General features: G+C 40.5%; 28 protein-coding genes and 2 pseudogenes. 9 read left to right on the top strand and 21 right to left on the bottom strand.

Annotation, left to right across the window (positions count from 1 at the left end; all coding sequences use genetic code 11):
- Nucleotides 1–8 precede the first annotated feature (8 nt).
- Nucleotides 9–1,340, bottom strand: a complete 1,332-nt coding sequence (gene mgtE / locus ACVR1I_RS06265; protein WP_447443173.1) for a magnesium transporter — start codon at nt 1,338–1,340, stop codon at nt 9–11.
- A gap of 169 nt (nt 1,341–1,509) precedes the next feature.
- On the opposite strand from mgtE, the gene ACVR1I_RS06260 reads away from it, so the two are divergent.
- Genes ACVR1I_RS06260 through ACVR1I_RS06250 form a run of 3 tightly spaced genes read left to right on the top strand, consistent with a single transcriptional unit; the run spans nt 1,510 to nt 3,648 of the window.
- On the top strand, nt 1,510–2,151 hold the full coding sequence (locus ACVR1I_RS06260) for an amino acid ABC transporter permease (protein WP_447443172.1): 642 nt from the start codon (nt 1,510–1,512) through the stop codon (nt 2,149–2,151).
- A gap of 12 nt (nt 2,152–2,163) precedes the next feature.
- A complete protein-coding gene (locus tag ACVR1I_RS06255; protein ID WP_447443171.1) occupies nt 2,164–2,793 on the top strand; it encodes an amino acid ABC transporter ATP-binding protein in 630 nt (209 codons plus the stop codon).
- A 12-nt stretch (nt 2,794–2,805) separates the two neighbouring features.
- Nucleotides 2,806–3,648: an amino acid ABC transporter substrate-binding protein gene (locus tag ACVR1I_RS06250; RefSeq protein WP_447443170.1), complete on the top strand. Its 843-nt coding sequence runs from the start codon at nt 2,806–2,808 to the stop codon at nt 3,646–3,648.
- 223 nt (nt 3,649–3,871) lie between these two features.
- On the opposite strand, the gene eno is transcribed toward ACVR1I_RS06250, so the two are convergent.
- On the bottom strand, nt 3,872–5,179 hold the full coding sequence (gene eno / locus ACVR1I_RS06245) for a surface-displayed alpha-enolase (RefSeq protein ID WP_447443169.1): 1,308 nt from the start codon (nt 5,177–5,179) through the stop codon (nt 3,872–3,874).
- Nucleotides 5,180–5,338: 159 nt separating this feature from the next.
- Between eno and ACVR1I_RS06240 the strand changes: the two genes are divergently transcribed.
- The gene (locus tag ACVR1I_RS06240) at nt 5,339–5,794 is read left to right on the top strand and encodes a DUF1694 domain-containing protein (RefSeq protein ID WP_447443168.1); all 456 of its coding nucleotides are present in this window, start codon (nt 5,339–5,341) and stop codon (nt 5,792–5,794) included.
- A 1-nt stretch (nt 5,795) separates the two neighbouring features.
- Complete coding sequence (locus tag ACVR1I_RS06235; protein WP_447443167.1) at nt 5,796–6,443, top strand: HAD family hydrolase; 648 nt, start codon at nt 5,796–5,798, stop codon at nt 6,441–6,443.
- A 65-nt stretch (nt 6,444–6,508) separates the two neighbouring features.
- Here ACVR1I_RS06235 and ACVR1I_RS06230 read toward each other — a convergent pair.
- From ACVR1I_RS06230 to acnA, 8 genes and pseudogenes are all read right to left on the bottom strand, one after another.
- Nucleotides 6,509–6,931: pseudogene (locus ACVR1I_RS06230) on the bottom strand (hypothetical protein); the annotation flags it as partial.
- Between the two features lie 45 nt (nt 6,932–6,976).
- Nucleotides 6,977–9,223, bottom strand: a pseudogene (locus tag ACVR1I_RS06225) (Ig-like domain-containing protein); the annotation flags it as partial.
- Nucleotides 9,224–9,245: 22 nt separating this feature from the next.
- Nucleotides 9,246–9,437 (bottom strand): hypothetical protein, encoded by a 192-nt coding sequence (locus tag ACVR1I_RS06220; protein ID WP_447443166.1) that lies wholly within the window; start codon nt 9,435–9,437, stop codon nt 9,246–9,248.
- A gap of 125 nt (nt 9,438–9,562) precedes the next feature.
- On the bottom strand, nt 9,563–11,296 hold the full coding sequence (ptsP, locus tag ACVR1I_RS06215) for a phosphoenolpyruvate--protein phosphotransferase (RefSeq protein WP_447443165.1): 1,734 nt from the start codon (nt 11,294–11,296) through the stop codon (nt 9,563–9,565).
- A 5-nt stretch (nt 11,297–11,301) separates the two neighbouring features.
- Nucleotides 11,302–11,565 carry a phosphocarrier protein HPr gene (locus ACVR1I_RS06210; RefSeq protein ID WP_018378296.1) on the bottom strand — a complete coding sequence of 88 codons (264 nt, stop codon included), beginning with the start codon at nt 11,563–11,565 and terminating at the stop codon, nt 11,302–11,304.
- A 147-nt stretch (nt 11,566–11,712) separates the two neighbouring features.
- The gene (gene icd, locus ACVR1I_RS06205; protein ID WP_447443164.1) at nt 11,713–12,909 is read right to left on the bottom strand and encodes an NADP-dependent isocitrate dehydrogenase; all 1,197 of its coding nucleotides are present in this window, start codon (nt 12,907–12,909) and stop codon (nt 11,713–11,715) included.
- A gap of 17 nt (nt 12,910–12,926) precedes the next feature.
- On the bottom strand, nt 12,927–14,045 hold the full coding sequence (locus ACVR1I_RS06200; protein ID WP_447443163.1) for a citrate synthase: 1,119 nt from the start codon (nt 14,043–14,045) through the stop codon (nt 12,927–12,929).
- Nucleotides 14,042–16,717 carry an aconitate hydratase AcnA gene (gene acnA, locus ACVR1I_RS06195; protein ID WP_447443162.1) on the bottom strand — a complete coding sequence of 892 codons (2,676 nt, stop codon included), beginning with the start codon at nt 16,715–16,717 and terminating at the stop codon, nt 14,042–14,044. Before acnA ends, ACVR1I_RS06200 begins: the two co-directional genes overlap by 4 nt.
- Before the next feature lie 295 nt (nt 16,718–17,012).
- Here acnA and nrdH point away from each other — a divergent pair, with 295 nt between their 5' ends.
- The 3 genes from nrdH to nrdF all read left to right on the top strand — a co-directional run bounded on the left by nrdH (nt 17,013) and on the right by nrdF (nt 20,605).
- Entirely contained in the window at nt 17,013–17,231 is a 219-nt protein-coding gene (gene nrdH, locus ACVR1I_RS06190; RefSeq protein WP_447443161.1) for a glutaredoxin-like protein NrdH, read from the top strand.
- A gap of 31 nt (nt 17,232–17,262) precedes the next feature.
- Complete coding sequence (gene nrdE / locus ACVR1I_RS06185; protein ID WP_447443160.1) at nt 17,263–19,422, top strand: class 1b ribonucleoside-diphosphate reductase subunit alpha; 2,160 nt, start codon at nt 17,263–17,265, stop codon at nt 19,420–19,422.
- Between the two features lie 223 nt (nt 19,423–19,645).
- Nucleotides 19,646–20,605, top strand: a complete 960-nt coding sequence (gene nrdF / locus ACVR1I_RS06180; protein WP_447443159.1) for a class 1b ribonucleoside-diphosphate reductase subunit beta — start codon at nt 19,646–19,648, stop codon at nt 20,603–20,605.
- 31 nt (nt 20,606–20,636) lie between these two features.
- Here nrdF and ACVR1I_RS06175 read toward each other — a convergent pair whose 3' ends face one another.
- The 10 genes from ACVR1I_RS06175 to ACVR1I_RS06130 form a co-directional block, all read right to left on the bottom strand.
- Nucleotides 20,637–21,293 (bottom strand): CPBP family intramembrane glutamic endopeptidase, encoded by a 657-nt coding sequence (locus ACVR1I_RS06175; RefSeq protein WP_447443158.1) that lies wholly within the window; start codon nt 21,291–21,293, stop codon nt 20,637–20,639.
- Between the two features lie 28 nt (nt 21,294–21,321).
- The gene (locus ACVR1I_RS06170; protein WP_447443157.1) at nt 21,322–22,089 is read right to left on the bottom strand and encodes a DUF3169 family protein; all 768 of its coding nucleotides are present in this window, start codon (nt 22,087–22,089) and stop codon (nt 21,322–21,324) included.
- Nucleotides 22,086–22,301: a helix-turn-helix transcriptional regulator gene (locus ACVR1I_RS06165; RefSeq protein WP_447443156.1), complete on the bottom strand. Its 216-nt coding sequence runs from the start codon at nt 22,299–22,301 to the stop codon at nt 22,086–22,088. The genes ACVR1I_RS06170 and ACVR1I_RS06165 overlap by 4 nt, the downstream gene beginning before the upstream one ends.
- A gap of 25 nt (nt 22,302–22,326) precedes the next feature.
- Nucleotides 22,327–23,025 (bottom strand): ABC transporter permease, encoded by a 699-nt coding sequence (locus ACVR1I_RS06160; protein ID WP_447443155.1) that lies wholly within the window; start codon nt 23,023–23,025, stop codon nt 22,327–22,329.
- A complete protein-coding gene (locus ACVR1I_RS06155) occupies nt 23,018–23,854 on the bottom strand; it encodes an ABC transporter ATP-binding protein (protein WP_447443154.1) in 837 nt (278 codons plus the stop codon). Before ACVR1I_RS06155 ends, ACVR1I_RS06160 begins: the two co-directional genes overlap by 8 nt.
- Before the next feature lie 33 nt (nt 23,855–23,887).
- Nucleotides 23,888–24,088 (bottom strand): hypothetical protein, encoded by a 201-nt coding sequence (locus tag ACVR1I_RS06150; protein WP_447443153.1) that lies wholly within the window; start codon nt 24,086–24,088, stop codon nt 23,888–23,890.
- Nucleotides 24,089–24,098: 10 nt separating this feature from the next.
- A complete protein-coding gene (locus ACVR1I_RS06145) occupies nt 24,099–24,281 on the bottom strand; it encodes a hypothetical protein (protein WP_447443152.1) in 183 nt (60 codons plus the stop codon).
- A gap of 6 nt (nt 24,282–24,287) precedes the next feature.
- On the bottom strand, nt 24,288–24,437 hold the full coding sequence (locus ACVR1I_RS06140; protein ID WP_447443151.1) for a hypothetical protein: 150 nt from the start codon (nt 24,435–24,437) through the stop codon (nt 24,288–24,290).
- Nucleotides 24,438–24,658: 221 nt separating this feature from the next.
- Entirely contained in the window at nt 24,659–24,850 is a 192-nt protein-coding gene (locus ACVR1I_RS06135; RefSeq protein WP_447443150.1) for an aspartyl-tRNA synthetase, read from the bottom strand.
- Between the two features lie 154 nt (nt 24,851–25,004).
- The gene (locus tag ACVR1I_RS06130) at nt 25,005–25,202 is read right to left on the bottom strand and encodes a hypothetical protein (RefSeq protein WP_447443149.1); all 198 of its coding nucleotides are present in this window, start codon (nt 25,200–25,202) and stop codon (nt 25,005–25,007) included.
- A gap of 213 nt (nt 25,203–25,415) precedes the next feature.
- Here ACVR1I_RS06130 and ACVR1I_RS06125 point away from each other — a divergent pair, with 213 nt between their 5' ends.
- Entirely contained in the window at nt 25,416–26,321 is a 906-nt protein-coding gene (locus ACVR1I_RS06125; RefSeq protein ID WP_447443148.1) for a cation transporter, read from the top strand.
- Between the two features lie 105 nt (nt 26,322–26,426).
- On the opposite strand, the gene ACVR1I_RS06120 is transcribed toward ACVR1I_RS06125, so the two are convergent.
- Nucleotides 26,427–26,792, bottom strand: coding sequence for a YccF domain-containing protein (locus tag ACVR1I_RS06120; protein ID WP_447443147.1), 366 nt, complete (start codon nt 26,790–26,792; stop codon nt 26,427–26,429).
- Nucleotide 26,793 lies beyond the last annotated feature (1 nt).

The following is a 26,793-nucleotide window of genomic DNA, read 5'->3' as shown; positions in this document are numbered from 1 at the left end:
GTACTCTCCTATAACATTAAAGGCAAAAACAACTGCGCCAGACCAAGAAAGGCAAAGTAGCCCAATACATCTGTGGCTGTTGTAATAAAAATGGTGGATGCCAGAGCAGGATCCTGCTTTAAAGCACGCAGCACTAAAGGCACAAAGTAACCAAACACCGCTCCACAGGCCAAATTCACCATCATGGCCAAGACAACAATCAAGGAAAGATAGAAATTTTGATAAAAGAAAAACATCACAATTGCTGCAACCAAACCAGTAGCAAAGCCATTTGTTAAGGCTAAACTAATTTCCTTAAAAACCAGTTTTTTATCTTCTTTTAAATCCAACTTACCAAGAGCAATTCCTTGAATCACTAAGGCCAAGGTTTGCGAGGCAGAATTCCCTCCCATTCCTGTAATGATTGGACTGATGGCTGCCAAGGCTACCACTTGGGCAATCACATGGTCAAACAAGGCAACCGTCGCAGAAGCTAAGAATGCTGTCACTAGATTGATGAGGAGCCAAGGCAGGCGTTTTTTGAGAGATTCCATAAAAGGCGCCCCAATTTCTTCTGTTTCTTGCACCCCACTCATCCGAAGCATGTCTTCTTGGTATTCTTCTTGCAAAACATCAATGATATCATCAATGGTGATAATTCCGAGTATCACATCACGATGATTGACAACAGGGACAACTGAAAGGTCATATTTTGCTGTCAATTGAGCCACTTCTTCCTGGTCTATATCTGGTGTGACACTCACTACATGTGCATTCATAAAATCCGATAATCGAACGTCTAACTCCTGTAAAAATAAATCACGAATGTCAATCCACCCCACCAATGAGAACTGATGGTTCGTGATAAAAAGGGTGTCAATAACCTCCGTATTAGGTGATATTTCCCGTAACTTTTGAAAGGTTTGCTCAACCGTCAGATGTTCCCGAAGCGTGATAAACTCCGTCGTCATCAAACCACCAGCGGTGTGGGCGTCATAGGCCAACATCATCTGCAAATCTTCTCGGTTACTATTTTTCATCAGTCCAAGATATTGCTTGCGCAACTCAACAGGTAGTGTCCCTAAAATATCCACCACCTCATCATTTGGCATAAGGTAAAACAAGGCCGTGGCTCTCTTAAAAGTTAGTTGTTGAATAATCGTCCGTTGCATCACAGGTTCAGCTTCTTGTAAAATCAAATTCAGCTGCTCATCGCTCATCAAATCAATTAAGGATTTTAATTCATCTTCTGTCAAGTCCTCTAAAACCAAGGCAATATCAACAGGATAGTACTCTTGCAGGACATGTTCCAGCATTTCCTTGTCCAATTGGCGAATAATCTGCTGTATAATTTCTAACATCTCATACCTCCATACCTATCTAGTATACCATATTTGAGCAAGGAATTTTTGAGAGTCTTTTCTCTTCTTGTGTTGAAAACACTTTTTTCTGAATATTTATAAAATTTACTATCTTTTTAAGCAGTTTTTTGATATAATGTAGGCTATTACCATATTTACAGGAGGTTTTATGGATTACATTGCTAAAGTTTTACCGAGTCTTTTAAACGGTAGTATGATCACACTTCAAGTATTCTTTATAGTCTTGATTCTCTCAATTCCGCTTGGCGCCTTGCTAGCTTTTGTGATGCAAGTCCATTTTAAGCCTCTGCAATGGCTGATTACACTCTATATTTGGGTCATGCGGGGGACACCTCTACTATTACAATTGATTTTTCTGTACTATGTTTTGCCAAGCGTTGGTATCTCATTTGACCGTATGCCAGCTGCTATTATCGCCTTTACACTAAATTACACAGCTTACTTAGCAGAAATATTTCGTGGCGGTATTGAAGCGATTCCAGTTGGCCAATATGAAGCTGCTAAGGTCTTAAAAATCCCAAAAATCCAAACCATTCGTTATGTCATTCTACCCCAAGTTTTCAAAATCGTATTGCCAAGTGTCTTTAACGAAGTCATTAACCTCGTCAAAGATTCATCTTTGGTCTATGTACTTGGTATCCAAGATTTACTTCAGGCCAGTCAAATCGCTTCCAATCGTGACGCCATGTTGACACCTATGTTTATTGCTGGCGGTATTTATCTTCTAATGATTGGAATCGTAACGATTCTTTCTAAACAGGTAGAAAACCGCTTCAATTATTACAAGTAAAGGAGACAGAACATGCTAGAACTCAAAAACATCTCCAAACGATATGCTGATAAGCAAATTTTTGACAATTTTAACCTGACCATTGAAGAAGGAAAAGTTTTGTCCCTCGTTGGACCTTCTGGTGGTGGAAAAACAACCCTGCTCCGTATGTTAGCTGGTCTTGAGCCGATTGATTCTGGAGAAATTTACCACAAAGGAAAACCAGTTGCCATCAACCACCTAGAAGACAGCAACCTACTTGGATTTGTGTTTCAAGACTTCCAATTATTCCCGCATTTAACAGTCATGGACAACCTGATTTTGTCCCCTACAAAAGCATTAAACATAGATACAGCATCTGCTAGAGAAAAAGCAAGTAGTCTTTTAGAACGACTTGGTCTATCTGGCTTTGCAGATGCTTATCCCCACTCCCTCTCAGGTGGTCAGAAACAAAGGGTCTCCTTGGCACGCGCCATGATGATTGACCCACAAATCATTGGTTATGATGAACCAACTAGCGCCCTCGATGTCGCTCTTCGCCAAGAAGTCGAGAAATTAATTTTACAAAATCGCGAAGCCGGCATGACCCAAATTATTGTAACCCATGATCTCCAATTCGCTGAAAATATTTCTGATACGATTATTAAAATCAACCCTAAATAAAGGAGAATTAGGATGACATTATTGAAAAAGATTGCCACAACTTCTACGATTCTTTTGGCCGGTCTAGTACTTGCTGCTTGTTCACAAACAAAGAAAGACGTCACAAAAGACCAGTGGGATTACTACCAAGAAACAAAGAAAATCACTATTGGATTTGACAATACTTTTGTTCCAATGGGATTTCAAGACCAAAATGGGAAAAATGTCGGTTTTGACATTGACCTAGCCAATGCCGTCTTTGCCGAATACGGTATCGAAGTAGACTGGCACCCCATCACTTGGAGCATGAAAGAAAAAGAATTAGACAACGGAAATATCGACCTCATTTGGAATGGCTACTCTGTTACAGATGAACGCAAACAAAAAGTCCTCTTCTCAGATGTCTATATGGAAACAGAAGAAGTTTTAGTTGTCAAAAAAGATGCTGGTATCCAGAAAATTACTGACATGACGGATAAGGTTCTAGGAGCACAGGCTGGTTCATCTGGCTATGAAGCTTTTGCAGGTAATCCAACTGTTTTAAAAGATATTGTGCAAGACAAAGACGCTGTCCAATATGATACCTTTATGCAAGCCTTTATTGATTTGAAAAATGACCGAATCAATGCCCTACTCGTTGACAAGGTTTATGCCAACTACTACTTAGCACAAGAGAAGGAAACAGAAAACTTCCTCACGATTTCAACCAATCTTGAAAGTGGCGATTTTGCAGTAGGGGCTCGTAAAGCAGACAAGACACTGGTCAAAAATATCAATACAACCTTTAAGGAACTCTACAAAAAAGGAGAATTCCAAAAAATTGCAACAGAGTGGTTCGGACAAGATACTGCTTCTGATGAAGTAAAAGCACCTTAAAGACTATTTCAAAACCTTTGATCAATCAAAGGTTTTTTGTATTATCGCAAAAATGACATCTCCTTCTAAAAAGTATTCAATCCACAAAAGAAAATAATGTCTAAAAGCACCTTGAAATAATATTGTCTAAAAACAAAAAAAAGAAGGCATCTGTACTAGCCAGATGCCTCTTATGATAACCTTCGCTATCCTAGCTCAGGGATAAATCAGTCCATGGACTAATTTATTTTTTCAAGTTGTAGAATGATTGCAAACCTTTGTATGTTGCAACTTCTCCCAATTGATCTTCGATACGAAGCAATTGGTTGTATTTCGCAATACGGTCAGTACGTGACAATGAACCTGTCTTGATTTGACCAGCGTTCGTCGCAACAGCGATGTCAGCAATTGTTGAATCTTCTGTTTCACCTGAACGGTGTGATACAACTGCAGTGTAACCAGCTTCTTTCGCCATTTCAATCGCGTCGAACGTTTCAGTCAAAGTACCAATTTGGTTTACTTTGATAAGGATTGAGTTAGCAGCACCTTCTTTGATACCACGTGCAAGGTATTCAGTATTTGTAACGAAGAAGTCGTCACCAACCAATTGAACACGTCCGCCAAGGCGTTCAGTAAGAGCTTTCCAACCGTCCCAGTCGTTTTCATCCATACCATCTTCGATAGTGATGATTGGGTATTTATTTACCAACTCTTCAAGGTAGTCAACTTGCTCTGCAGAAGTACGAACAGCAGCGCCTTCACCTTCGAATTTAGTGTAGTCATATACACCACGCTCTTTGTCGTAGAATTCTGATGATGCACAGTCGAAACCGATCATGATGCCGTTTTCGCCAGCTTCATAACCAGCAGCTTCAATCGCAGCCAAGATTGTTTCAACACCGTCTTCAGTTCCTTCAAACTTAGGAGCGAAACCACCTTCGTCACCAACAGCTGTTACCAAACCACGAGATTTCAAGATTTTCTTCAAAGCATGGAAGACTTCCGCACCCCAACGAAGACCTTCTTTAAATGAAGGAGCTCCAACTGGCAAGATCATGAATTCTTGGAAAGCGATTGGTGCATCTGAGTGAGAACCACCGTTGATGATGTTCATCATTGGAGTTGGCAATACTTTTGTATTGAATCCACCAAGGTAAGTGTAAAGTGGTACTTCAAGGAAGTCAGCAGCTGCACGTGCTACAGCGATAGAAACACCAAGGATTGCGTTTGCACCCAATTTACCTTTGTTTGGAGTTCCGTCCAATTCGATCATAGCTTTATCGATAGCTTGTTGTTGTGTAACATCAAAACCGATGATTGCATCAGCAATAACGTTGTTTACATTGTCAACAGCTTTTTGAGTACCAAGACCGAGGTAACGAGATTTGTCACCGTCACGAAGTTCTACTGCTTCGTGCTCACCAGTAGATGCTCCTGATGGAACCATTCCACGTCCGTAAGCACCTGATTCAGTGTAAACTTCTACTTCAAGTGTTGGGTTACCGCGTGAGTCAAGGACTTCGCGAGCGTAAACGTCAGTAATAATTGACATGTTGTACTCTCCTTTGAGTTTTAATTTATTACATCTTCTATCATACTGTAAAAACGCTTTTTTTTCAAGGAAAAATCGCTTATTTAACTGAAAAATACGCTTTCTTTATATGGAAACGCTTGCCTTTTCAACCCTCTGTTTTTGTGTTAAAATGAACATATGACAGATTTAAATCAAACTATTTTACAAAAAGCGAGTGGCGAAAACCGCTTCAATCCTGACGAGCAACGCCTCTATATGGGAACCTTTCGTGAGCGTGTGCTCTTAACCATGTCCTTTGACGAGGCAGCCTCTAGTAACGTCCAAAGCCAATTTTCAGATATTTGCCAGAAACTTCAGGCCAATTACCCTGCCTTGTTCTTAAAACTCTCTCCAAAACTCAGTCAAAACTTGCAAATGGATTACCTAAAAACCGCTAAGAATTTGTCTATCACAACAAGCATCATTGAAGAAGATAAAGCCTCTTCGCCTTATGCTCTTCTCTTTCATACTGATTATGCTGTTGATCTCGAAGATGCATCCTTAGAAACGCAATTTCCAAATATCAAAACGAAAAAAGACAATCAAACGGAAACAAAAAAAACTGTTTTTTGGCAAAAGCTATTCGGAGGATAGTATGTATCAAACAATTTTATTTGATTTAGACGGTACCTTAACAGATTCAAGCCTTGGCATTACCAACTCAGTCGCCTACGCTCTAGAAAAAATGGGAATCACCGTTCCTCCCAAACAAAATTTGCTCACTTTTATCGGACCACCCTTGGCAGAATCTTTTCAAGCCAATTTTGGCTTGTCCGAAGAAACAGTAAGAGAAGCTATTGCTTTATACAGAGAATATTTCGCGGAAAAGGGAATTTATGAAAACCAACTATATCCAGATGTTTTACAGACCCTAAAAACATTAAAAGAGGAAGGAAAAACCATTATCCTTGCAACCTCGAAACCAGAACCCTTTGCCCGTATCATATTAGACTATTTTGAATTAAGTAGCTATTTTGATGAAATAGTTGGTGCCAGCTTAGATGGTCGTTTGAGTGAAAAAGGGGATGTCATCCGAGAAGCCCTTCATCGAGCGACTATTTCCGAACCTGCTACTTGTTTAATGGTGGGGGACCGCAAACACGATATCATCGGGGCCCATACCAATCACATGAACAGCGTCGGGGTCCTCTATGGCTTTGGTTCAAAGGAAGAATTGCAAACAGCTGGAGCGACCTATCTGATTCAAACGTTACCAGATATTCTAAAACTCAAAAAAGACTGAGCATGCTCAGTCTTTTTTCATATAAAACAATAGCCATAAGGAAGCATTTGATATGTGCGATTCATCTATTTTAATCCGTACCAAGCAATCCCCTCATATCTCCATCCATGTTTCGCCACAAGGATATCTCTTTCTTGTACACTACTTGTATAGTGATGAGAGCCTGTTTTCATGTTTGGATTGTATAAACGATACAATGGCTTCGTTCCTGCTGAATACCAAGAGATTCCTTCATATTTCCAACCGTGTCTGGCTACTAGGATATCTCTTTCTTTTTCACTCATTGTATAATGGTGGTCCCCGATAATTGGATTATAGAGACGGTAAACTGGTTTTCCTGTAACAGGTGCATGCCATGCAATCCCTTCATATTTTCCCCAACCAACTTTAACCAAATGGTCGCGTTCATAGGCACTAGCCGTATAGAAATGCTCATGATTATTTGGGTTATACAAACGGTACATTGGAATAGAACTTGCTAACACCGTAACTGTTGCTTGTGGCTTCACAGTCGTACTTCTTGAAATGGTCCCATCAACTTTAAAAGTAGCATCAAGCACTAAATTGCTATAAAGTTGCGAGAGAATCTTATTCCATCTTACTGCCTCCTGGCTACGAGTTCCATCCGTCCAGGTTACTGTTACAGTTTTTGGCAAATTTGGTGCAACATTAACCGTTGTCGTTACAGTAATCGGATCAATCTTAGAAATAGCATGTATCAACACAATTGCTTTTGCTTGTAATGGATACCCTTGAACAGTCCCTGTAACAGTTACTTCTTTTTTCGTATCGCTTGTATACTGCGCTTTTGTAAGGATTGGCCAAGTCACAGAAGCTGTTGAAGTCGAACCGTTGCTCCATTCTAAAACAACCTTATTAGGCAATTGAGGCACAAAACTAGATTTTGTTTTCACATATACTGGTCGAACCTTTTTGGCAGTGATGACATTAACATGTGCTTTAGCAGGTAATTTCGTCTTTTTCAAGCTACCTAAAACGGTAAATTGGGTAGGTGATGAAACAGTGTACCGAGAACGTGAAACAGCATTCCATCGAACTTCTTCTTTTGTACTTGTTCCATCTGTCCATTTCACAATGACAGTCGATGGTAGATTCGGTTGAACTCCAGTTTGAGTTGTTCGTTTGATTGCTGATACAGAACGAATACCGTGTACTGTTACTTGAGCTTTTGTCTTAATAGATGTTCCAGATACTGTCCCAACCACATTGATTATTTTGGCTTGCTGACTTGTATTGGTATAATTCGCTGCTTGCCATGTAACAGGAACTTGGGTTTTTGTTCCATCTGTCCAGGTCGCTGTTACAGTTTTGGGTAGAATTAAAGCTGCACCCGATTTGATGGACTGTTTCACAGTTCCTAAAGAACGAATACCGTGTACTGTTACTTGAGCTTTTGTCTTAATAGATGTTCCAGATACTGTCCCAACCACATTGAGTGTTTTGGCTTGCTGACTTGTATTGGTATAATTCGCTGCTTGCCATGTAACAGGAACCTGGGTTTTTGTTCCATCTGTCCAGGTTGCTGTTACGTTTTTTGGTAATGAAGGACTACCGCCTGATTTGATGATTTGTTGATACGTAGACAACGACTGAATTCCATGAACTGTAACGATAGCAGAAACAGATGTGTTCGTTCCTTTGATTGTGCCCGTCACTACAACATTTTTAAGACTAGCAGATGTGTTTCGATAATCAGCCGTATTCCAAATAACTGGTTCTGTCGTCTTACTACCATCTGACCAATTCGCGACCACAGTTGATGGTAATGGTGGAACTTGACCAGACTTAATCTGTAGGGAAATAGGATTTATTGATGTCATCCCCTTTACTACCAGCTCACTTTGTATCGTTTGGCCATTTAGATGTGCACGAAGAAATGTTTTACCAATTTTGTGTGTTCTAATATTCCCATTTACATCGATACTTGCTACACTACCATCACTAGAAGAATAAGTTACACCAGCATAAATCTTAATAGGAAGAATTACTCGTTCGTAGCTCTCTGCAGTTAAAGTAGCTGTTAGGTTTGATTGAGCTGTTTGTTGAACAGATAAACTATTTGGTGTTACGAATTGAAAATTCGATAGTTTATCTTGTGTTACCTCCATCACTTGGTTTCGGAGACCATAATTATTAGTTGCTTCTTCTGTTAATCCTGTCTCAAAGGAAGATAGTTGTGCTGTCGAGGTAAAATATTTCCCAGAAGCGTTGAAAAAACTACCTAATCCTGTATAGATGTATTTAGGATTAATCATATGAAGATAGTGACCTACTTCTCCATGAGGCTCACCCTTCTTCATTTTGATATAGTCTTCCTTTTCCTCATACCATTGTTCCACTGCAATCATCATGGCATTCTCATTACGGCTAAAATTCCATGCAAGATTTTCACCCCATCCCTGAATCCCATTATATGTTACAGAAAAAGGTCGAAGGCCATTTGGTCGTGTATGCGACTGGTAAACTGCAGCTTCTGCTGCTCTTGTTTGAGCAATTTGCTCCAGTTCATATGACCATTTAACAGGAACATAAGAATCCACATATCCTAAATCATAGGCTTCTTTTCTAATTTCATTTAGACGTGAAATTACGCGATTTCGACCTGGATTCACAAATGTTCCATCAACTGTCACCAGGACATTGCCAGGGGAAGCCGTTGAGACATCTGTCGGGCGAATAGTAGCTGCATGTAGCTTGGAGATTGACACTCCAAATAATAAACAGATGGTGAGTATTAAAATACTAATTTTTTGTTTCATTTTCATAATCTTCTTTTACCTTTTACTCTTTTTCTTCCAACCAACGATGATAGGCTTCTAGTAAATTAATCGCCATTTGAGTAGCTAAATCAATCGAAAAGGCTTCTGTGCCTGCTGCATTATCATCTGCTATCTCTATACGACTCTCGTCATATATGGCCTTCAAACTTTCTGGGCTGAGTGTCTGTTTAAACGCTTCAAATTCTTTTTCCATTGGCCCTCCTTCAACTCCTTTCACTTTTTATACAGTATACCACATTTTACATATTTTTCTCTCTAAAAAATTAAAGTTTTATCAAAAAAATAAAAAACCTCGAATCAATTCGAGGTTTCATATAATTAGTCAACAGTGACATATTCTTTTGCCAAGGCAAGAACTTCTTCTGCCGTTGAACATTCTGTTAATGCACGGTTTGCATATTCTTCCATTTTCTTGGTATCGAGCGTTTTCATCAAGCTACGTGTGCGAAGAACTGAAGTTGCTGACATAGAGAACTCATCCAAGCCCATTCCGACAAGAAGTGGAACAGCTTGTTGGTCGCCCGCCATCTCACCACACATACCTGCCCATTTGCCTTCTGCATGCGCTGCTTTGATCACGTTGTTGATCAAACGAAGGATAGATGGGTTATATGGTTGGTAAAGGTAAGAAACTTGTTCGTTCATACGGTCTGCAGCCATGGTGTATTGGATCAAATCGTTTGTACCAATTGAGAAGAAGTCAACTTCTTTTGCAAATTGGTCTGCCAACATTGCTGCTGCAGGAATTTCAATCATGATACCAACTTGAATGTCATCAGAAACAGCTACGCCTTCTGCAAGTAAGTTTGCTTTTTCTTCGTCAAAGACTTTTTTAGCCGCACGGAACTCGCTCAAAAGAGCAACCATTGGGAACATGATACGGAGTTGGCCATGTACAGATGAACGCAAGAGCGCACGAATCTGAGTACGGAACATCGCATCACCAGTCTCCGAAATCGAAATACGAAGGGCACGGAAACCAAGGAACGGGTTCATTTCGTGTGGAAGGTCAAAGTAAGGAAGTTCCTTATCTCCACCGATGTCCATTGTACGAACAACCACAGGTTTTCCATTCATACCTTCCAATACTGCTTTGTATGCTTCGTATTGTTCGTCTTCTGTTGGGAAGTCTTGTGAATCCATGTACAAGAATTCTGTACGATAAAGACCAACTGCTTCTGCACCGTTGTCGTTGACACCTTCAACGTCTTTTGGTGTACCGATATTGGCAGCCAATTCAAAATGTTTGCCATCCGCAGTAACAGTTTGCGCATTCTTCAAGAGGGCCCATTCTGCTTTTTGAGCTGCATAAGCAACACCCGCTTCAACAAAAGCATCAATTTGTTCTTGGGTTGGGTTGATAATCACTTCACCAGTGATACCATTTACCGCTAAAACATCACCGTCTTTTACAATTTCAGTGATATTGTTTGTTCCAAGAACCGCTGCAATTTCAAGGGTACGAGCCATGATAGCAGAGTGACTTGTACGTCCACCAATGTTTGTAACAAAGGCTTTTACAAAGTTTTTGTCTAACTGAGCCGTATCAGAAGGTGTCAAGTCATGTGCAATCACAATCGCCTCTTCAGAAATCGCTGCCGGGTTTGGCAAACGAACACCTAATAAGTGTGCTAAAACACGCTTGGTCACATCACGGATGTCCGCTGCGCGTTCTTGCATGTATGGATTGTCTTCCATACCTTCAAAAATCGCGATAAACATATCCGTCACTTCTTTCAAGCCACTTTCAGCATTGACTTTTTTAGCACGAATCGTTTCTTTGATTTGGCCGACCATTTCTGGGTCAGCAAGTACCATCAAATGGGCATCAAAAACTGCTGCCGCTTCTTCACCTAGGCTACCAACTGCATTCTCACGGATAAGAGAAAGCTCGTCTTGCGACGCTGCCAGAGCAGCATCAAGACGAGCTTCTTCAGCATTTGTATCTTCAACAGTTACTGTTTCAAATGACAAATCCGGTTGAACAAGTAGATATGCCTTAGCAATAGCAACACCATCAGATGCCGCAATTCCTTTAAGCATTTCTGTCATATTTTTTACGCCAATCCTTCTTTGTCCATTGTTTCAGTGATTGCTGCGATTGCGTCGTCAGCATCAGCACCTTCAGCAGTGATTGTCACATCAGCACCTTGGCCAACACCAAGACTCATTACACCCATGATGGATTTCAAGTTAACTGATTTGTCTTTGTAGTTCAATGTGATGTCTGATGCAAATTTGCTAGCTGTTTGAACAAGCAAAGTAGCTGGACGTGCGTGAATACCTGTTTCTGCCACAATGTGGAAATCTTTTGAAGCCATAGTTTGGTTTCTCCTTTATTTTTTCAAAATTGTAGGCTATTGTGATAACCCTTACAAATTTCATTATACCATTTATTGCAATCATTTTCAAGAATTTTTTATTGCTCTTTCAGATTCCCATTCTATTTTCAAAGAAAAAAGAAGCCGTTAAAAATGAGCTTCTTTTATTCGTTTACTTATTTTTTGGCAAAAAACTGCTGTGCTGATAGGCGAAACATCTTGGTCTTGAGCTAAATCAGATGTAAAATATCCCTCTACAAAGTTTGTTGCTATCGCAGCTTGAATCACTTGCGAAACCTCACTCCAGCCAATATAGTCAAATAACATACAACCAGATAGAAGAACAGAACACGGATTAGCCTTGTCTTGGCCTGCAATATCAGGAGCCGTTCCATGGGTGGCTTCAAAAATAGCATGTCCCGTCTGGTAATTGATATTGGCGCCAGGTGAAATCCCAATACCACCTACCTGAGCAGCCAAGGCATCACTAGCATAATCTCCATTGAGATTGGTTAGAGCTACCACATCAAATTGTTCTGGTTTTAGCAAGATTTGTTGCAGGAAGTTATCAGCAATAATATCTGTCACCACTAATTTCTCAGTTGCTAATTCTGTTGCATATTCCCTCTGGGCTAATTCATAGCCCCATTTGCGAAATCCACCTTCTGTAAACTTTTGGATATTGCCCTTGTGGACCAGGGTTACCTTTTGCAAATGATTTTTTAAGGCGTATTCGATAGCAGAACGAATCAAGCGTTCGCTTCCCTCAACTGATATGGGTTTGATACCGATACTGCTGCTCTGTGGAAAGCGAATTTTCTGAACACCCATTTCTCTTTGTAAAAAGTCGATGACTTTTTCTACGTCAGCACTCCCCGCTTCCCATTCGATTCCCGCATAAATGTCTTCTGTATTTTCACGGAAAATCGTAATATTGGTCTTTTCTGGCTCCTTCAAGGGACTAGGAATCGCTTTAAAATAACGAACTGGGCGTACACAGGCATACAAGTCCAAATCCTGTCGAAGGGCTACATTCAAGGACCGAATTCCCCCACCAACAGGAGTTTCAAGCGGTCCTTTAATGGCAACAAGAGACTGCGCTATCATCTCAAGAGTCTGCGCGGGTAACCATTCGCCCGTCTGGTCAAACGCTTTTTTCCCCGCTAACACTTCTAGCCAGTTTACTTTTTTCTGGCCTTGAAAAACCTTGTCCACAGCAAGATCAAAAACTAATTGGGCATGTTTCCAAATGTCTGGACCGACCCCATCTCCTTCAATATAAGGAATGGTTGGAAAATCAGGAACCTGTAATCGCCCATCTTTCATTTTAATTACATTCGTCATATTCTTCCTTTCTAGCTTTAACGTTTTCCAATCGGCAAATAGGCTAAATTCTCTTGCCCCAGATAGTGAGACCGTGGACGAATCAATTTATTGTTTTTTTGCTGTTCTTGGATATGGGCAATCCAACCCGAAACCCGGCTCATAGCAAAAATCAAGGTAAAGATGGAGCTATCAATTCCTAAGATATGGTAGACCGTTGCCGAATAAAAGTCGACATTTGGAATCAGTCCCTTGGTATGTTTCATGTAATCTTCAATTTCACGTGACAATTGGTACCAGACCTCGTTTTCAGTGCCAGAAGTCAACTCCTTGGCCATCTGACGAAGGTATTTTTCTCGTGGATCTTGAGTTTTATAGACGCGATGGCCAAATCCCATGATTTTTTCCTGAGAATCCAATTTTTCCTTTAGGTATTGCTGGGTATCCCCGTGTTCTTTGATTTCTTTTAGCATATCAAAGACTCGTTCATTGGCCCCGCCATGTAAAGGCCCTTTGAGCGTTCCAATAGCTGTTGTCACACAAGAATAAATATCTGATAGGGTCGAGGCGCATACACGAGCAGCAAATGTCGAGGCATTGAGCTCATGGTCTGCATGAAGAATCAAGGAACGATTCAAAGCTTTTACTTCGATTTCTTTTGGCTCAACACCTGTCAACATGTAGAGGAAATTTGCTGCAAATCCCAAGTCTTCTCGTGGCTCAATAGGAGATTGTCCTGTTCTCAATCTCGCAAAAGCTGCAATAATCGTTGGAATCTTAGCCATCAACTGGATTGATTGCCCATAGGTTGCTTCAATCGAATTGTCTTCTGCTTGTATATTATAGACCCCCAAGAGACTAACGGTTGACCGAAGCACACTCATGGGATGAAGGTGTTTCCGAGACTGAATGAGGATACATTGTTCTACCGCATCACTAATCGCATAATTCGCACGCAATTCTTTTGTGAATTGGTGCAGTTCAATCTGCGTCGGAAGATGCAAATTCCACAACAGGTAAATCACTTCTTCAAAACTAGCTTCATGATCCATCAATTCAGATATATCATAGCCCGCATAAGAGAGATTGTCGCCTACTATGGAACTAATTCGAGTATTACAGGCAACCAAATCTTTTAGACCATTTTCTTCTGTCATGCTTTATTCCCTTCTAATTTTTTTCGGACAACCATCGGTAAAATACCCCCGTTTTTGTAGTATCGGATATCGGCTTGGGCATCAAAACGCACAAGTGCTTGGAAACGAATATCTCCTGCTTCTCCGTGTGCCACAACCTCAATCACATCTTGAATACCAGGGTTCTCTGACAGATGAATGTCATAGGTCTCACGACCTGTCAAACCAAGAGTATCTGCAGTTTGACCTTCCAAGAACTGAAGAGGCAAAACACCCATCATCACCAAATTCGAACGATGAATGCGTTCAAAGCTCTCTGCCAAAACAGCCTTAACCCCCAAAAGATTGGACCCTTTCGCAGCCCAGTCCCGACTGGAGCCCATTCCATAATCTTTTCCAGCAATAATCAAGGTTCCAATGCCATCTTTTTTATAGTCCATTGCCGCATCATAGATGGGTACAATCTCGCCCTTGTAATCCGTATATCCCCCAATTTTTCCCGCAGCCAATTCGTTTTTAATCCGAATATTGGCAAATGTTCCTCGCATCATCACTTCGTGATTGCCTCTGCGGCTACCGTAGGAATTGAAATCCATATAGTCAACACCATTTTCCCCTAAGTACTGGGCTGCCGGACTGTTTCGAGCAATATTTCCTGCCGGGGAAATATGGTCCGTTGTCACCGTGTCACCAAACTTGGCAAGGGGCACAAGATTCAACAACGGTTTGATAACCAATTCATCGTCTAATCCATCAAAATATGGAGGGTTTTGGATGTAGGTGGAAGCCTGATTCCATTTGTAAATATCTGTTTTTTCTGTTGGTATCTGGTTCCATTTTTCACTATCCGAAAAGACGTGTTCGTATTCTTTTTCAAAAAGTTCACGTGTCACGTACTGGTCTACAAAGGCAGTCACCTCATCATTTGTTGGCATAATATCATCGAGGTAAACTGCTTGACCATCTCTGCCAATACCTAGCGGCTCACTTGTTAGGTCAATGTTTGTATTTCCCGCCAAGGCATAAGCAACCACCAAGGGGGGACTGGCTAAGAAATTAGCTTTTACCAAGGGATTGATCCGGCCTTCAAAGTTACGATTCCCTGATAAGACACCTGATACAAGTAAATCTGTATCGATAATAGCTTTTGCAACTTCTGGCCTCAGATTGCCCGAATTACCGATACAAGTCGTGCAGCCATAACCAACAATATGAAAACCTAGCTGATCCAAATATGCTTGCAAACCAGAATTGGCTAAATAACCCGTCACAACTTTTGACCCTGGGGCCAGTGACGTTTTGACAGTCGGAGAAACACTCAATCCTTTTTCAACTGCATTTCGTGCCAAAAGACCAGCCGACATCAATACATAGGGATTAGACGTATTGGTACAAGAAGTAATTGCCGCAATCGCCACATGCCCAGTTGAAATCTCTTCTTCATAATCATCAAAAGTAACGCGAGCTTTTTTATCTAATTCCTCTTTGGTCAATCCAAACCCTTGCACTCCCGCTTCTTTTACAATGGAAGCTTGGAAGGTTTCCTTGGCTTGTGTTAAATCAATTAAGTCCTGAGGGCGTTTTGGACCTGAAATACTCGGCGAAATAGTTGCCAAATCTAACTCCACCACCTTTGTATAGACAGGCTGTGTGGACGGATTATAAAAGAGATGATTGCGTTTGGCATACTCTTTTGTCAATTCAATATGGTCCTCGTCACGGTTGGTCAAACGCATGTAATTCAGCGTTTCGTCATCTATCGGAAAATATCCACAGGTCGCACCATATTCAGGCGCCATATTGGCAATGGTTGCCCGATCCGCCAAGCTCAAGTTCGCCAGACCTTCTCCGAAGAATTCTACGAATTTTCCGACAACTTTTTCTGTACGAAGCAACTGCGTCACACGCAAAGCCAAGTCCGTAGCTGTTGCAATTTTTGGCAACTTCCCTGTCAAGTGAACACCGATAACTTCTGGTACTGGGAAATAAGAGGCTTCACCAAGCATAGCCGCTTCTGCTTCAATACCACCAACACCCCAGCCAAGCACACCAATCCCATTGATCATAGTCGTATGACTATCCGTCCCAAACATAGAATCTGGATATAACATACCGTCATTTTCAATTACGACATCACTCAAAAATTCAATATTGACTTGGTGAATAATTCCAGTTGCAGGTGGGACAGCTCGATAGTTATCAAAGGATTGTTCCGCCCACTTCAAAAATTCATACCGCTCATTGTTACGCTCAAATTCTAACTCGATATTTTCTGCTAAGGCAGTCGGCGTTCCATAGGCATCTACCTGAACAGAGTGATCAATAACCAAATCTACCGGAATCTCTGGATTGATTAAATCAGGACTCCCCCCCTGTTTGACAATCGCTTCTCTCATAGAGGCCAAGTCCACAACAACTGGAACACCTGTAAAATCTTGTAAAATCACTCGACTGGGTTTAAAAGGGACTTCTCCTTTTGGACATATAGCTGAATAGTGAATCAAATCATTTATGTGATATCTTGTGACATCTACACCGTCTTTTTTACGTAATAAGCTCTCTAATAGAATTCGAATGGTATAAGGCAATGTATCAATATTAACTTCTTCTTTTTGACAGACAGAAGCAATATCAAAATAAGAATAGTCTTTTCCTTTTACAGTCATAACTTTTTTTGAAAACTCTCTAGCCATAATCTACCTCTTTCTTTGTTTGAATTATTATACACCAATCACAATGATAATGCAAGGTGTTTTTTATTTCTATGTTACTTTTTATAACATTAACTTGTAAGTATCTTTGGACTTGCCATTTTCTGAAAATTAGCCTCGTTTTCTGAAATAGTTGAAATCCCTTGATTTAATAAGGTTTACACAATATATCGTATGTTTTTGGGTTCCCTGACACTATATTTAGTGTTGGAAAGTTGACTTTTTCGCCTATTCAGTGTATCCTATATTGGTATTAAATTTTTTCAAGGAGAAGAAGATGGTAACTGTCTATTCAAAAAATAACTGCGTCCAATGCAAAATGACCAAGAAATTCTTGGACCAACACAAGGTAACCTATAAAGAAATTAATCTGGACGAAGAGCCAGAATACATCGCTCATGTAAAGGAACTCGGCTTTTCTGCTGCTCCAGTTATCGAGACAGAAAACGACGTCTTCTCAGGTTTCCAACCTGGCAAATTAAAAGCCTTAGTATAAAATCTACTATATAAATAGAAAGAAACAGATTATGAGTTTAAAAGAACTTGGCGATGTTTCCTACTTCCGCCTCAATAATGAAATCAACCGTCCCATCAATGGTCAAATTCCTCTTCACAAGGACCAAGAAGCCCTGAAAGCCTTCTTTAAAGAAAACGTTGAACCAAACACCATGAAATTTGATTCAATGGTGGACAAAATCAACTACCTTGTCAAAGAAAACTACATTGAAGCAGACTTTTTAACAGCTTATTCAAATGACTTTCTTGAGAAATTGGCTCAATTTATTAAGGACCAAGATTTCCAATTCAAGTCTTTCATGGCTGCTTACAAATTCCACCAACAATACGCCTTAAAAACAAACGACGGTGCCTACTATTTGGAGAGCATGGAAGACCGTGTCTTTTTTAATGCCCTTTATTTTGCAGAAGGAAATGAAGAATTGGCAATGGATTTAGCCAATGAAATGATCCACCTACGCTACCAACCTGCAACTCCTTCTTTCTTAAATGCAGGCCGTGCCCGCCGTGGAGAATTGGTTTCTTGTTTCCTCTTGCAGGTGACAGATGATATGAACGCGATTGGCCGTTCTATCAACTCAGCCTTGCAATTGTCTCGTATCGGTGGTGGTGTTGGTATCTCTCTTACTAACCTCCGTGAAGCAGGTGCTCCAATCAAAGGTTACGAAGGGGCTGCATCTGGGGTTGTACCAGTTATGAAACTGTTTGAAGACAGCTTCTCCTACTCCAACCAACTTGGCCAACGCCAAGGGGCGGGTGTTGTTTACTTAGACGTCTTCCATCCTGATATTATCTCCTTCTTATCGACTAAGAAAGAAAATGCGGATGAAAAAGTGCGGGTTAAGACCTTGTCACTTGGTGTCACTATTCCTGATAAATTCTACGAATTGGCTCGTAACAATGAAGATATGTACCTCTTTAGTCCCTATTCCGTCGAACGAGAATACGGTGTGCCATTTAGCTACATTGACATCACTGAAAAATACGATGAGTTGGTCACAAATCCAAACATCCGTAAGACCAAAATCAAGGCCCGCGATTTGGAAACTGAAATTTCAAAACTCCAACAAGAATCTGGTTATCCTTATGTTATCAACATCGATACTGCCAACCGCAGCAACCCTGTCGATGGTAAGATTATCATGTCTAACTTGTGTTCAGAGATTCTTCAGATTCAAACACCAAGTGTCTTGAACGACAGCCAAGAATACTTGACTTTAGGAACTGACGTATCTTGTAACTTGGGATCAACCAACATTGTGAACTTGATGAAATCCCCTGACTTTGGTCGCTCTGTTCGTACCATGACACGCGCCTTGACCTATGTCACAGACCACTCCCACATCTCTGCCGTTCCATCGATTGAACACGGAAACAGCCAGGCTCACTCCATCGGTTTGGGCGCAATGGGCTTGCACTCCTTCTTGGCTCAAAACTTAATTGATTACGGATCAGCAGAAGCAGTTGAGTTTACCAACATCTACTTCATGTTGCTCAACTACTGGACCTTGGTGGAATCAAACAACATCGCTCGTGAACGCAAAGAAACCTTCCACAATTTTGAAAACTCAAAATATGCAGATGGTAGCTACTTCGACAAATATGTAACAGGCGACTACCAACCAAGTTCTGAGACCGTTAAAGCCCTCTTTGATGGAATCTTTATCCCAAGTGGACAAGATTGGGCGGATCTTCGTAGCAAGGTTCAAGCAGATGGCTTGTACCACCAAAACCGTCTTGCGGTTGCACCTAACGGATCCATCAGTTACATCAATGACGTTTCTGCTTCTATCCATCCAATTACTCAACGGATTGAAGAACGCCAAGAAAAGAAAATCGGTAAAATCTACTACCCTGCTTCTGGTTTGGCAACAGAAACTATTCCATACTACAAGTCAGCCTATGATATGGATATGCGTAAAGTCATCGATGTCTATGCCGCTGCTACTGAACACGTAGACCAAGGGTTGTCCTTGACCCTCTTCTTGCGTAGTGAATTGCCAAAAGAACTCTACGAATGGAAGACAGAAAACAAACAAACGACACGTGACTTGTCAATCTTGCGCAACTATGCCTTTAACAAGGGCATCAAATCCATCTACTATGTTCGTACCTTTACGGATGACGGCGAAGAAGTCGGTGCCAACCAATGTGAAAGCTGTGTCATCTAATCCCTTAAGCTGGATTGGAGACCTGCTTCGTCAGCCAAGCTAGGTCCTATTTAGGAGCAAGAAGGCACACTGACGAACTTGCAAAAGCTATCCCCGACAAGCTCACCCCGTCTCGTAACAGTGTGAAACATGACGAACTAGTTACGATCCCAGCAATAGCCCAAATCACTTTGGGCTATTGACTTATGTTATAATAGTTGTATCACTCTATTTAGGAGAACTTATGGAAACTTACTACAAAGCCATTAACTGGAATGAAATTGAAGATGTTATCGACAAGTCCACTTGGGAAAAACTGACCGAGCAATTCTGGCTCGACACACGGATTCCTTTGTCAAACGACTTGGACGACTGGCGTAAATTATCCGCTGTTGAAAAAGACTTGGTGGGAAAAGTCTTTGGTGGATTGACCCTCTTGGATACCATGCAATCCGAATCTGGGGTTGAAGCCATCCGTGCCGATGTGCGGACACCTCACGAAGAAGCTGTGTTGAACAACATTCAGTTTATGGAATCTGTCCATGCCAAATCCTATTCTTCTATCTTTTCAACCTTGAACACCAAATCAGAAATTGAAGAGATTTTCGAATGGACCAACAGCAACGAATACTTGCAAACCAAGGCAAAAATAATCAATGATATCTACGAAAATGGTACCCCTTTGCAGAAGAAAGTAGCGTCTACTTACCTGGAAACCTTCCTCTTCTACTCTGGTTTCTTCACACCGCTTTACTACCTTGGAAACAACAAATTGCCAAACGTAGCTGAAATCATTAAATTGATCATCCGTGACGAATCGGTCCACGGTACCTACATTGGCTACAAATTCCAACTTGGATTTAACGAATTACCAGAAGAAGAGCAAGATAGCTTCCGCGAATGGATGTACGACTTGCTTTACCAATTGTACGAAAACGAAGAAGGCTACACGGAGAGCCTCTACGATGCCGTTGGTTGGACCGAAGAGGTCAAAACCTTCCTTCGCTACAATGCCAACAAGGCCCTCATGAACTTGGGACAAGATCCCCTCTTCCCAGATTCAGCCGACGATGTCAATCCGATCGTCATGAACGGAATCTCAACCGGAACATCCAACCACGACTTCTTCTCGCAAGTCGGAAACGGCTACCTTCTTGGAACCGTTGAAGCCATGCAAAACGACGATTACAATTACGGACTATAAACGAAAAAAGAGAACACTGTTCTCTTTTTTATTATGCTAAAAACAAAATACTCAAATACCCCAACAAATTATTAAAAATATGAAGAGCCATACTATGGCGAATATCTTGTTTGTATAAGTAGGTCAAACCAAAAATAATCCCCATGGTGAAATAAGTTCCAAACTGATAAAGTGTCGCACTTTGGTGGACCCATGCAAACAATGCACTCGATACGAAAAGATACAATCCAATTAAAACGAGATTGTTCATCTTGCCAAAGAAGCAAACAGCTAGCGCCTTACGGTAGAACAATTCTTCCGCGATTGGAGCCGCAATCACAATGGCTAGGAAGGCCCAAACTGGTTTTCCTTGTGTCATTTTAATGGCCATCTCTTGGTTTGGAGAAATAGTCGGAAAGATTTGTTGCACTGCCATGTACACCACATAAAGCCCCAAAATAAGCCAGATTGACTTGGTGAGCGGATTTGCTGCTACCTGAATCGGTTTTTCTTTGAACAAGAGCCAGCAAAATAGCCCCAACAAAGCAAACCCAGTCACTACATAAAAGACGAAAACAAACACTGGTATCTCACCGACAGATGATGGGGGTTCTCCTAGAGGCATCTGTACAAGAGCAGAGCCCACGATAGATAAGACATAATATAAGATGGCGAATCCTAGCCCTTTTAAAAATTGTTTCACATTCATGTTCATAAATCTCCTTTTTGACAATTGATTACTTAAAGTACTTCCGAACCATATTCATATTGGTTACATTGATATACACATGGACAATCGCTAGAACCAGGTAAGCCACATACTGTTTTTCTTGTAAAATGAAATCCAAGGCAAAAACACATACGTACAACGTCGGAAGAACACGTTGGTTGAGGTTAAAATTGGTAAGAAAAGCCTGTTCAAAGTTCGCTTGTTTTTCGCCCTCATCCAAGGAATACACATAGTCTTTTACCTCATTGATAGTCGGGAAGGCTGACAATTTGTATTCCCGAATCTTTTGAGTAGTCTTAAACACCAAAATTTGTCCACTAAGCAAAATCCCTATGGTCAAAAGATAATCTAAAATTTGAAAATCCATGCTGGCAGAGTCTTCTTTAAAAATAATAGAAAAACTCATCAAAATAAGTAAAATTGAAAAAACTGTCATAATATTGAAAATAATAGTCGCATATTCGAGATGGCGGTGCATCTGTTTGTAGACCATTTCCAATTGCTCATCCTCTTCGTCATCAATCGTCTGATAAAGAGCATGGCTTTTACGAGAACGATAAATCAGAACTAAAAAGGTTAAAAAGAGTAGAATTACTAGGGTACGTAGGAGAATTTGAAGATTGCCAATATTAATGATTTTTCCTAAATCAACCCCTGTAAATTCAAAATAGCCTGCTAAGAAACCGATGACTCCTCCTACGAGAAATGCCACAACAAAGAAGAGAACATTGCGTAAAATTCGTTTTCCTAGTGTTAATTGTTTTCCTTGTTTCATTCTTCTACCTCCTCAATCCGAAAAACATTTTCTAAGGGCTCATGAAATACTTGAGCAATCTTTAATGCAATAATCACAGAAGGGGTATATTCCCCTCGCTCAATCAGGCTGATGGTCTGGCGTGATACTTCTGCCAGCTTTGCCATCTCGGTCTGGTTAACCCCATCTCTGGCTCGTAATTCCTTGAGCCGATTTTTTAATATGATAGTCATAAGGACCTCCTTTTGTGTTCTTTATTTAGCGAATCACTTGTTTCTTTTTGGTAATCCACACAACAGCCACCACTGATACCAGCAACCAGATAAGGAGCACAAGAAAACTGTTGTGTCCCAACTCATAGCTAGCCAAGTCTTGACTATACTGGACAAAAGAGCCCATATAGGTAAAGCCAACGATTTTTTCCACTGTTTTATCCAACATGGTAAAAAGTGGTAAAAAAGCGGTCGCCATCATAACCGGCATGGCAAGAATAGTCGCACGTGACTGGCTATTTACCAATAGGGCCAAGCCCATAAAGAGCAAAAAGATTATAATCGAGGAGACCAACATCACCGGCAGATAACTAGTCCCCAGGTCACGCCAGTCGATTTTAAGGTAAAAAGGCAACGCAATCAAGTAGATAAGATTGATAACAAAGGGTGGAACCAGACTAGCTAGTATATATTCCCAAGATTTGACACCTGCTAATCGAAGACTGCGTTGGTTATTTTTTTCCGCCTCTTCTGAAACAATAGTCGGCAACATATAGCCGATAAAGGCTGGAACCATGGGTAAGACCAGAAAGAAAATCATCTGCTCCATGTCTTCTTTTCCCTTGAACATAAATTGATAGAGTACAACCATCAAGAGGGGCATCAAGAGATTGGTGACCACCATCTTATTGGCTAAAATGACTTCTTTTCGGCTCCATAAGAGAGCTCCCATACGCTTAATCATGTAGTTTTCCTCCTGTCAATGCGATAAAGACATCCTCTAATGTCGGCTCACACGAATGAATGGTCTCAATCTCTTCGATATTGGCAAGTTGGGCCAATTCGTCGTAGGCCATTTCCACCTCTTGTCCAGATTCGTAGCGAACAAGAACCCGTTTATCCGTATAATACTTTTTCATCAAGGCTTTTGGCCGACCTGTTTCGACCAACTTTCCTTGATAAAGAAGGGATACGCGGTCGCACAAGAGGGTCGCCTCTTGCATATCATGGGTCGTCAAAAAAATCGTTGTCCCTTGTGCTTTCAACTCCAAGAGCAATTTGTGAATCAGACGAGAAGTTGCTGGATCCAGTCCACTAGTCGGCTCATCTAAGAACAAAAACCGCGGGCTATTGATCAAGGCTCTGACTAGCAGCATGCGTTGCTTCATCCCTGTCGATAATTTTTCAGCAGGCTTATTCTTGCTGTCAAACAGACCAACCTTTTTTAGTAATTCATCCAGCTTCGCATTGTCCACACCATGCCACTTGCTGTACACTTGAAGATTCTTGTAGAGGGTCATTTTTTCATAAAAACCACTGGTATCACTGACAATCCCAATCGCTGCAAAATCCTCACTCGTCAGCTCGCTGGCTTTTTTGCCAAACACGGAAGCCTGCCCACTATCTGCGATTAGCTGAGCGGTTAAAATATTGATAGTGGTGGTCTTTCCAGATCCTGATGGTCCCAAGAAACCGAAGATTTCTCCCTCTTTGATGTCAAATGAAATCCCGTCCAAGGCTGTTTGAGGACCAAAGGTTTTGACAAGATTCTTTACTTCAATAATTGCTGTCATTATTTTCTCTCTTTCTTTCCTAAAATATTCAAACTATTCTTTATTTTCATGGTCAAGTGTCACCAAAACAGGAAGGGAACTCACAAATCCACCTCCCAATAAGAGTAGGGTAATCGGATCCACATCATTCTTTAGAATATACCAAACAAATGTTAGCAATGTCAGTATACCTATGACAACAAGAACCTTACTTCCTGTTATGATCAATGGTGATTTGTCTGATGATTTTTTCATAATAAACTCCTTATTGCATCACAATCTTACGACGGTTTGCGATAAAGTGACTGACAAAACCGATGACCGACATCATAGCAACTGTACCTGGAAATACTATTTGGAAATAGACTTGGGCGCTTGTGCCACTCTCTTGTGGAATCCCTGATTGCCATAAGGCCAAGCTCACGATAATGGACAATACTGCTAGCATTCCAGTTTAGGCAAGCGTTCTGCGGAACATTTTTCCCTGTGCCTGCTGCACCTCAGACTTCTGAATATACAATTTATCCACTCCAAGCTTCTTCACAAGAACATCTTGTCGAACCAGTGCAAGAATAATTGTCACAAAGACACTATACGTTACCACATCTTTATTCATAAATAGGCCAATGATAAAGGAAAAGAATATAACAGTTATAAGGGACATATATAGGTCGTCAAAGCCTTGTGGTCTTTTTCTTCCAGTTTTCCTGGAACTCCGTAAAAGAATTGGATAGCTTTCAAATAAATATTTTCTTTTATCATTTTACATTCCTCAATTTCTTTGTCCCTTGATTGTAAAACTAATTAATTTTTTATAAATCAGTATTAAACTAATTCAATCGTCCTGATATCATCTACACGTACCAAGCGCGTCGTTACTTTTCCTTTTTTAGTACTTTTGGTTAATTTTACCCAGTCTTCATCTACTTCTAGTACTGTCCAAACATAGGATTCTAATTCAGAATAAAAGCTAACTTGGACATTTTGATTGATTAATTTGGTGATAAGTTGTGACATGGTGTTTTCTCCTTTATTTTTGCGTTCAAATTTTTTGAGTTTAAGATTAAGTGTCTTCACTTTTCTTTGACTAGTATAGGCATAATAAATTGCCCACAATGCTAAAACTACTTCCATAAATTTATTTCTCCTTACTTGATGATGGATTCATTTTTTATTCACCTGTTTCTTTCCTCTTGTCCTTCTTTGTGTTTTCATCAACTAGCCCAAGTAGGCACACGGGGATAAGCAGGAATTCTGTGCTAATGGCCTGAATCTTAAATATATCTAAGAACAACATGGTAAGAAGCGCTAAACAGATCAATGCTTCTAGTAATGTAACATTTTGTGGGACTTGGTTTAAACATTTCATACTTCTTATCTCCTTACATCTCCTTTTGATGGTTTTATTGTAACACATCATTTTTATTTTGACAATTATCATTGTCAAAAAAATAATAATTTTTGTCAAAAATAATATAAAAATAGTCAAAATAAGCAAGATAATAGTCAAAAACAAAGGCCGATTCGCCAAATCAAGCCTTTTTTTGTATAATATTATTTGAAATAAAACTAGGAGAATGCCATGGACAAAAAAAGAATCGAACGCCGCTCACTCACCATTTCAGCTATCGTCAATCTCATTTCTGGCTTGCTGGGATTGGCAGTCTATATTGTGACAGACTTAAATTCACTTCTATTAGATGCCGTCTTTACCTTGATTGCCTTTGTATCGACCTTAGCTGCACTGCTCATTTCCAAAAATAGCCACCGGACGACCACCGCTTTCCCGAACGGCCTCTACTTCCTTGAGCCTTTATACGGTGTCATCAAGTCCTTGGCCATCTTGCTTTTACTCTTTATTACTTTTTTGGAAACCAGCTCAACGGCTTTTCGTTTCTTCTTTGAAAACCAAGGAATACCGATGACAACGGATTTTGTCCTTCCCTATACGGTTATTACTTCTATCATGTGTTTCGGCTTGGCTTTTTACAATCATCAAAAAAGCAAGGAACTCAACCATATGAGTACTATTGTCCAAGCTGAGAGCAAAGGAAATCTGATTGATGGGTTGATCTCGATGGGGGTTGGTGTCGCTATTCTCTTGCTTCACCTGATTCCTATGGGAAGTTCGCTGGATTTTCTTCATTATACCGGTGACTTCTTCATCACCATCTGCTTGATTGTTCTCTTTATTAAAGAGCCGATTCAAGTCTTAGTCACTTCTTTTAAAGAATTTGCCAATTCTACGATTCAAGGGACTCAATTAGAAGAAAAACTACGCTTATTTTTAGAGGAACATTACGGATCACCACTTTCTGATATGGAAATCTTTGTCTACAAACAAGGAATGCAGTTGACTGCCCGAATCTATGTCGCACCTATCTTACAAGACGGACAGGCCCTAATCCAACTCTCACAGGACCGCATCAAATTATACGATGCCCTAAAAGAAGACTACCCTTATTTAACAATTGAATTTGTGTATTAAAAAAGAACGAACTAGATCAAACTAGTTCGTTCTTTTTAAGCTATTTCCTCGTCCATGTTAGACTTGTAGGGCTCATTTTCACATCACTTGTACTGTAACTCCTTCTTACCGAATCCTCGCTCCAAAGGGCATCAGGCTGAGCATGGCGAGTTTGATACACTGTGGTGCAAATGGAATTCCCACAATACTAATGCATAGTAAGAGAGCAGAAAAGAGGTGCATAAGGGCCAATTCCCAACCGACCAGTAAAATCCAAATGATATTTAAAAGGAGACTGCCACAGCCTGAGGCAGTAGAATTGTCAATGGTTCGTCCAAAGGGAAACAAGCCAAAGTTAGCAATCTTAAAGCATTGCATGCCAAATGGAATCCCAACAATACTCAAACAAAGTAATAAACCGACCATAGACCAGGCAATCCAAGACCAGAGCCCCGCTAGTATAAACCAAATAATATTGCCTATTGTTTTCATG

It is taken from the genome of Streptococcus cameli (assembly GCF_053207365.1).
The sequence above is the reverse complement of the archived record's forward strand: the minus strand, read 5'-3'. Positions and strand labels throughout refer to the sequence as shown.